The 7,562-nt window shown below is 52.8% G+C and carries 9 protein-coding genes and 2 pseudogenes; 9 read left to right on the top strand and 2 right to left on the bottom strand.

What is annotated here, in order from left to right; translation table 11 throughout:
- Positions 1–25: 25 nt before the first annotated feature.
- From V7Q49_RS21745 to V7Q49_RS21710, 8 genes and pseudogenes are all read left to right on the top strand, one after another.
- Positions 26–995 (top strand): annotated as a pseudogene (locus V7Q49_RS21745) (VENN motif pre-toxin domain-containing protein); the annotation flags it as partial.
- A gap of 12 nt (positions 996–1,007) precedes the next feature.
- Positions 1,008–1,241, top strand: coding sequence for a hypothetical protein (locus V7Q49_RS21740; RefSeq protein WP_333855100.1), 234 nt, complete (start codon positions 1,008–1,010; stop codon positions 1,239–1,241).
- Between the two features lie 130 nt (positions 1,242–1,371).
- Positions 1,372–1,464: pseudogene (gene imm45 / locus V7Q49_RS21735) on the top strand (Imm45 family immunity protein); the annotation flags it as partial.
- 54 nt (positions 1,465–1,518) lie between these two features.
- Complete coding sequence (locus V7Q49_RS21730) at positions 1,519–1,767, top strand: hypothetical protein (RefSeq protein WP_333855098.1); 249 nt, start codon at positions 1,519–1,521, stop codon at positions 1,765–1,767.
- 69 nt (positions 1,768–1,836) lie between these two features.
- Complete coding sequence (locus V7Q49_RS21725; protein ID WP_333855096.1) at positions 1,837–2,253, top strand: Imm63 family immunity protein; 417 nt, start codon at positions 1,837–1,839, stop codon at positions 2,251–2,253.
- A gap of 227 nt (positions 2,254–2,480) precedes the next feature.
- Positions 2,481–3,122, top strand: a complete 642-nt coding sequence (locus V7Q49_RS21720) for an SMI1/KNR4 family protein (protein WP_333855095.1) — start codon at positions 2,481–2,483, stop codon at positions 3,120–3,122.
- A gap of 213 nt (positions 3,123–3,335) precedes the next feature.
- Positions 3,336–3,671, top strand: coding sequence for a hypothetical protein (locus V7Q49_RS21715; protein ID WP_333855093.1), 336 nt, complete (start codon positions 3,336–3,338; stop codon positions 3,669–3,671).
- 190 nt (positions 3,672–3,861) lie between these two features.
- Positions 3,862–4,422 carry an Ail/Lom family outer membrane beta-barrel protein gene (locus V7Q49_RS21710; protein ID WP_333855091.1) on the top strand — a complete coding sequence of 187 codons (561 nt, stop codon included), beginning with the start codon at positions 3,862–3,864 and terminating at the stop codon, positions 4,420–4,422.
- A 14-nt stretch (positions 4,423–4,436) separates the two neighbouring features.
- Here V7Q49_RS21710 and V7Q49_RS21705 read toward each other — a convergent pair whose 3' ends face one another.
- On the bottom strand, positions 4,437–5,348 hold the full coding sequence (locus tag V7Q49_RS21705; protein WP_333855089.1) for a LysR family transcriptional regulator: 912 nt from the start codon (positions 5,346–5,348) through the stop codon (positions 4,437–4,439).
- A gap of 97 nt (positions 5,349–5,445) precedes the next feature.
- Between V7Q49_RS21705 and V7Q49_RS21700 the strand changes: the two genes are divergently transcribed.
- Positions 5,446–6,048 (top strand): short chain dehydrogenase, encoded by a 603-nt coding sequence (locus tag V7Q49_RS21700; RefSeq protein ID WP_333855088.1) that lies wholly within the window; start codon positions 5,446–5,448, stop codon positions 6,046–6,048.
- 77 nt (positions 6,049–6,125) lie between these two features.
- On the opposite strand, the gene V7Q49_RS21695 is transcribed toward V7Q49_RS21700, so the two are convergent.
- Positions 6,126–7,529: an amidohydrolase family protein gene (locus V7Q49_RS21695; protein ID WP_333855086.1), complete on the bottom strand. Its 1,404-nt coding sequence runs from the start codon at positions 7,527–7,529 to the stop codon at positions 6,126–6,128.
- Positions 7,530–7,562 lie beyond the last annotated feature (33 nt).

Here is a 7,562-nt window from a genome sequence, read left to right as displayed (position 1 = left end):
CCAGTAGTTGTCAGGCAGGTGCTAAAAGGCAAAAGAGCGGCTGCAGCAGGCGCAGCTGATCGGCGAGATTGGCAATCAGGTGGCCGATATTGCCCGCACCGAGGGCAGCATTCGCGCCACCAACGCGGCGAAAGAGAAGCTGAACCACGTCAACGCGCAGGACCTGCAGGCGGCGAAAGCGGCGTGGGAAAAGCCAACCCGGGCAAAACCGCGCCCCTTGAAGACATCAACGGCCAGATCTACCAGACGGCCTATAACGAGGCGATGAACGCTTCCGGCTTTGGCACAGGGGGTAAATACCAGCAGGCAATTCAGGCGGCGGCGGTTCAGGGGCTGGCCGGAAGCGACCTCAGCGCCGCCCTCGCGGGTGGTGCCGCCACGGGCGAGCTGGTGGGCATGATCGCCCTCGAGATGTACGATAAATCTGCCGATAAGCAGGATGAAACGCAGAAGCAGACGGTTTCAGCCCTGGCGACGCTGGCGGCGGGGCTTTCCGGCGGACTGGTGGGCGACAGCTCTGCTTCTGCCGTAGCGGGGCGCAGGCGGGTAAAACGACGGTGGAGAACAATTTCCTTGGTTCTACATCTTCAGACAAACTTGACAAAGCCGTTGAGAAAATTAAGAACGGTGATAAGACGCTAGCGACAGCTAGTGAGCTTATTAAGTTGGAAAATGCTGACAAACGCAGTGATGCATTGGTTGCAAAATTTACTAAAGATCCATCACAGATGAGCAGCAATGAACGGGCTGAATTGGCAGGTTACTTACGTGTTTACGCATCAGAGATGGAGAGGGAATACGGTTCTACTGTTTCGCAAGAACTGGTCAAAGGTTTGCTCTCCGGGCAGGATTACATGAAACGTGACGCTGACTCTGAGGCCATGTCAAAGGCTCAGACAATCATGAATACATGGGGCTATCATAAATCGAATGCCAGCATTGGGAATGCTACAAAAGGAACACTTGATGAAGCTGATAAATCTATTAAAAAATGATCAGGGGGTAATTTGAACACCCTGATTATGTTAATAATACGTTGTATAATTTGCATTTTTATTCTAGCGATGGCTGGCTGTCTTCTTGGCAGGTTAATGGTGTTTTTTAAAACTAATTCTTTATTTTTTGATTGGGGAAAGGATGTTTTTTACTCTTTGAAAGTAGGTGTTTCTGCTGGTGCGTTAGCAGGGTTTGGTATCTGGATAAAAGTAAAATTACAACAAAAAAAAGAAGATGGTAAATAAGCCAACAATAATCTCAGTCAGCAGACTGGGATTGTTGTTGAGAATAACGCTCCTGACGACATCGCCGCAGCGCTGGCCCAGGGTAAAACCACCGAGCAGGTGACTGACGAGTGGGTGAAGGCCGAATTGGGTTATCAACAATTGGGCTAAATGGATCTATCCCGAGTGTAATGTGGAGGATGTTCATATTCTTGAAGGGTATGTGGTAAAACCTGTTGAGTAAGGAGGAACCACTGAGTAAGTAGACGATCAGTAAGACAATGCCGGAGATACACCTATGAACCTGTTGACTCATCTTGTTAAAGTTATCGCTGATATGGCCATTTTTCTTGAATTCTCTGACGAACATTCGCTCAATCCAGATGCCGCTGTGGAAATGCTGGAACATATTGCCGCCGAGCTTCAGCTATTAACGGAAGATGAGAAAGGGAGCATTATCAGTGCCTTTGCAGAGATTGCGAAAGCGTATCAGGGGGATGAGTCCGACTTTGTCAAAGCCCTTCCCGATACGCTGGGATTACGTTAGTGTTCCAGTGGAAATCCGTCTGTGTAGAATGGCTTTTGAAGAATAAGTCTATTCACGAGGTTCGCTAATATGTTAGTTAATATTGCTGAAATACAAAGACAAGCTGATGAGATGATTTTACGAGCAGGCTTTCCAAAACATTCAGTGAATCTGTGTTCTGCTCCCGTTGGCGATGGCACTCCCTATATTTCATTCGAAAATGATTCATATAATTATATTTATTCAGAAAGAGGGTATGAGTTTTCCCGAAAAGTCACTCACTCTTTGAATACGCTGCTTTACTGGGTTATGTCCGAATTCGCCTATCAGATTGCCTACCAATATGAGTTAGATCACAGAGTTGAAGGGAGGGATGGACGGCGCATCGCTTTTCCAAAATTCATTGAAATCATGGAGAATTTCAACCCAATGTGGGCATCGGAAGCACGAAATGACATTCAAACAATTCTTGCTGAAGCGCCCTATGACGATAGTCTCTATATATAATTGAGGGCAACATCGCAGCGGTATTGGTGCAGGGTAAAACCACCGAGCAGGTGGACGAAGAACAGGTGAAGGGCGAATACAGATATGCGTCGTTATCTGGTTTAGCTTTGCAACTACTCTATCGAAAACAATCTGACCAACGGCCACCCTGCATGGCATGGCTGTGAAGTGACGCTGGATATTGAAACACTTAAAATAAATATTAATTTTAAATATGAGAACTAAAAATGCCTCTATTTTTAGAAAAACTTTTATCCGTTTGCAGTGGTGATATTTCATCATGTAAGGGGCATAAACTACCCTCAGGCTTTCATAATTATCCGCTGATTGATGATTTAATGAATCTATTAAACAACAGAAACGGATTTTATGGTTTTGAATCAGCTTTGCATGTTTTCCCTTTTGAGACAGTGAGGGAAGAGATCGGCGTGATTGCCTGGAATGACAATAGGTTATGGATTGATTGTTACGATAACCTTGCCCGTAACGCCCTTTTCTTTGCTGAAGATGTTTTTGGCGGTCAATTTTGTATAAAACAGGATGGCATATACACGTTCGATCCAGAGACAGGCTCTTTTGATTACCTTGCGCCTGATATCAATGAATGGTGTAGACAAATACTTGAAGACTATGAGGTATTGACAGGCTATCCCCTGGCAAACGCATGGCAAAAGAAGCATGGTCCAATCCCGGTGGGATATCGCCTGGTTCCCAAAATACCCTTTGTTGCGGGTGGAGAGTATGAGTCAGATAATCTTTATTTAGAAAAATCGACAGCGGCCATGAAAGCAAGAGCCAATATTGCATTGCAAATAAGAGACGTACCCGATGGCAGCAACATCCAGCTAAGGTTAATGGACAGGGATTAATACAGGGGTCACAAATGAATCATCTCATCCCCGGCATCATTTCTTTCTGAGTGGTTGCGTGGTGGCCGATATGGACTCCACCAACCACACCGCCTTTCCGTACTCCTGGACGTTGCAGAAGCCCGCAACAATGGGACATACCGATGCCGCTTAAAGCGCCACGGGAAAATGTAACTAAGTGCTCAACCATGACGGAATAAAGGATAGAAAAATATGCGCGATTCCCAGAGTATTTATAATGATATTGGCGCAGTCTTAATAGCCGCAGCGCCCGATAACGCCGCAAAAATCATCACGCGCGCTGAGCTGTCACCCGAAAATGACCACTGCAAATGTGAATTTGATTATGTGGACAGCACTTCAGGTGAGACAAACTGGTTTACTGCAGGCGCACAAGCCAATGCTGACTTGCTGGATCTCCTGGTTGAGCTGAGGAAATTTTTTGTTGATAACGTCTCATCACAACAACCCTCGTTCTGGCACGCCTGTGAAATAACGGTCGATGTTGAAACGCTCAGGATCGTTATCAACTTTAAATATGTCGACTAAGCTTCACACCCTACCAATATAGGGGAGGAAAATTCCAGGACTATTCTGGCCTTTAAGATTATTCCCTCTTTCATCCCCTGCCAAAAAAACCAACAATTTTATCGGTTTATTTGCGGTGGCGTATCTCCAGCCTGGCCTGGGGATATATCCGGCTTCGTCTATAAAAAAACGACAACAAGGATTACGGAAAATGAAAAAGGTATCTCTGGCGGTATTGGTTGCGGCGGGTCTGGCAAGCGGCGCGGCTCTGGCGGATAATCAGACCGTTTCTGTGGGTTATGCGCAGAGTAACGTTGAAGACTTTAAAAATATTCGCGGCGTGAACGTTCAGTATCGCTATGAGTGGGATTCCCCGGTCAGCCTGATGGGTTCATTTACCTATATGAGCGGCGATCAGGACGAGCATTATTATCTCTTCTCTGACTCCGTTAAAAACCATATCGAAGTGAAATATTACTCCCTGATGGCTGGCCCGGCGTATCGCCTGAATGATTTCGTTTCCCTGTATGCGCTGGGCGGTGTGGCCCGCGTGAAAGCAGACGGCCATACCACCTGGGTGAACGGCGGCGACAACTACACCCAGCGCGACGGCATCAATGAGAAATCGACCTCTTTCGCCTACGGCGCGGGCGTGCAGTTCAATCCAACGCCTGAGTGGGCGATCCACGTCGGTTACGAAGGTACCACGGCCGACCTGGGCGACGATTACGCAATCGACGGCTGGAACCTGGGCGTAGGTTATCGTTTCTGACACCCACCCTCACCCTAACCCTCTCCCTGGAAGGGAGAGGGGACAGTTTGTGCATGTTTCATGATATGTGCGATAAATTGCGTAAGTTTCGGCAAAGGCCGCAGATCCTGTCGCCATAACAGATGCACCGGTCGGGGTTGTGGTGTGTAACGTTCTAAAACACGTATAAGCCGGCCGGTCGCCAGCTCATCTGCCACCAGCACCTCCGGCTGTAACAGCAATCCCGCCCCGGCAATCGCCGCCATCCGCAGGCCATACCCATCGTTACAGCGCAAAATCGCATCGCGCTTCCAGCGCACCTCCCCTTCCACGCCCGGCAGCCGCCACTCGTTGCGCGCGGTCCAGACCGTATGGGACAAGCAGAGGTGATCCACCAGATCGTCCGGCGTTTGCGGCGTGCCGTGGCGGGCTAAATAGTCCGGCGCGGCGCAGATCACCATCCGGTACGGGCAGAGATATTTTGCCACCAGATCCTCGGTGTGGATGTCGCCAATGCGGATCGCCAGGTCCACCCCCTCCTCTACCAGATCGACCATCCGGTTGGTGAGATCCAGCTCGACGCGCACCTCCGGGAAACGCTGCAAAAAGGTAGCGGTCAGCGGGGCAATCACGCAGCCGCCGAACGAGGTGGGCGCGGTCACCCGCAGCGTGCCCGCGGGCGCGGTACGCAGGCGCTCTACCGAGCTTTCGGCGATGGCGACCTGCTCGATGACCCGCTTTGCCTCGTCAAAGTAGACGCGTCCGGCGTCGGTCAGACTCTGGCGGCGGGTATTGCGCTCCAGCAGCCGGGTGCCGAGCTGGGTTTCCAGGTGCGCGATGTACTTCCCGACCATCACCGCCGACATCTCCAGCCGGGCGGCGGCCCCGGTGAAGCTGCCGCTCTCCACCACCGCGATAAAGGTCTCCATGCCGCGAAACTTATCCATATTACAAACCTCTGGTTAGCAATGTTCTAACTTTAGCCCAGTTTATCTGCCTTTTTATTTATTAAAGAATGAGAACTCACAACAGAAGGAGTCGGCTATGAAAATCGTCATTATTGGTGCCAGCGGTACGGTCGGTCAGGCAGTCACCGAAGCGTTAAGTCGTCGTCATGAGGTCATTCGCGTGGGTCGCACGAAAGGCGATCATCAGGTGGATATCACCTCGCAGGCCAGCGTGCAGGCGCTATTCGAGAAGATCGGCCCGGTGGATGCGATTGTCTCCGCCAGCGGCGGGCTGCACTTTGGGCCACTGTCGACCATGACTGACGGCCAGTTCAACCAGGGGCTACAGGATAAATTGCTGGGCCAGGTGCGGCTGGCGCTGACCGGGCAGCACTACCTGAACGAAGGGGGGTCGATCACCTTGATCAGCGGGATTGTGGCCCACGAGCCGATTGCCCAGGGGGTGAATGCCACTACGGTGAACGCCGCGCTGGAAGGCTTTGTCCGCGCCGCGGCGTGCGAACTGCCGCGCGGGATCCGCATCAACCTGATTAGCCCGACGGTGCTCACCGAATCGGCAGAAGCCTACGACGGCTTCTTCCCGGGCTTTGAAAGCGTACCCGCCGCGACCGTGGCCCTGGCCTATCGCCGCAGCGTGGAAGGAGTGCAGAGCGGGCGGGTGTATAAGGTGGGGTATTGAGGTAAGTGCGGCCTGTTGCCCTCACCCCTCCCTCTCCCACAGGGAGAGGGCGCAAACACTAAAAACGGTAACTGGCGTTACCGTTTTGCTTTTACCTCCACCGACCCCCAAACGAGATTCCCGTTATGGAAGGTCGCGGTGCGCGGGGAAATGCGCGCCACGGCTTCGGCGGAGCAGGAGGCGTCCACCAGCACAAAGCTGGCGGCATCCTGGGCTTTCGGCCATACGCGCTCGCCTTTGTCGTTTAGCGGCAGCACGTCGCCGGTGGCGATCCCCAATGCGCGCGACAGCGTCTGCTCGTTCGGCCGGATATAGAGCTGGGCATACAGATTGGCTTTTTCCAGCATGTCGCCCAGGCCATACGGCGACCAGTGGTCGATCACGCTGTCGGTGCCGGTCATCACAAACACCCCTTTATCCCGCAGCTGCTTGAGCGGCATATGCAGGGTGCCAATCGGCACGGTGGAGGCGATGGTGATCTGCTGCGCCGCCATGCGGGTGGCAATCTCATCCACCTGCTTTTCGTCCATCATCGCCAGCGCAAAGGCGTGGCTGATGGTCAGCTTGCCCTTCAGCTCCGGCGTTTTCTCCACGGTTTGCACCATGTAGTTCACCGCCGCGATGCCTGCGGGGCTGGTTTCGTGCAGGTGAATATCGACCCCTTTGTCATAATCCAGCGCAATCTGGAACATCAGATCGAGGGATTTCTCCATCGCGCCGTCGACGTTGGTCGGATCCAGCCCGCCGACGTAGTGCGCCCCGGCCTGCATCGCCTCGCGCATCAGCTTTTCCGAGTTCGAGAGCAACAGGCCGTGCTGCGGGAAGGCGACAATCTCGCAGTCAAAACCCGGCTTGCGACGCGCCAGTACCGCCTGTAAATTCTCGAGGTTTTTCAGGCCGGAGGTCGGCTCGATGTTGCAGTGGCTGCGGGCGATGGTAGAGCCCTTCGACTGGATCAGATCGATTAACTTTTCCGCGCGCTCCTGGGTGTAAGGCTGTAATTCCGGGAGCAGCTTTTGCTCCAGACGGATCATGTCCTGAATGGTGGTGCCCGCCGGGCGGTTGAGCGAGCGCCACGGGCCGCCGTAGAAGGTTTTATCCAGATGGATATGCATGTCGCGCATCGCCGGGAGCAGCAGCTTGCCGCCGCCATCGTAGTGCGGCAACGTGGCGTCGGCGTGGCTGTTGTTATCCCGCAGGGCGGCGATCTTGCCGTCCTTGATCTCCAGGGTTTTCAGCTCGGTGCGGGTGCTGACAGCCACGTCGCCGTCGAAATTAAACCCGGCTTCCAGCAGCACGTTGTCCAGATAGTAGTGTGTCGCGGTGATGTTCATCGGTTTGCCTGTTTCGCAGGTTGGCTTCGCGGATTGCGCAGCATACGCGACGGAGCCGGTAGCGCCAAACAGCGCGCAGGCGGTGGCAGCGGTTGCGATTTTGCCGCTCTGGCTGAGAAACTCCCGGCGGCTTTTATTCTCACTCATTGTCTTTTCCTTTTACTGTCTCGCGGCGGGCGG

The organism is Leclercia sp. (assembly GCF_036780805.1).
In the GTDB taxonomy this organism is placed as follows: Bacteria; Pseudomonadota; Gammaproteobacteria; order Enterobacterales; family Enterobacteriaceae; genus Enterobacter.
Note: the sequence above shows the minus strand (reverse complement) of the source record. Positions and strands in the feature narration are given on the sequence as shown.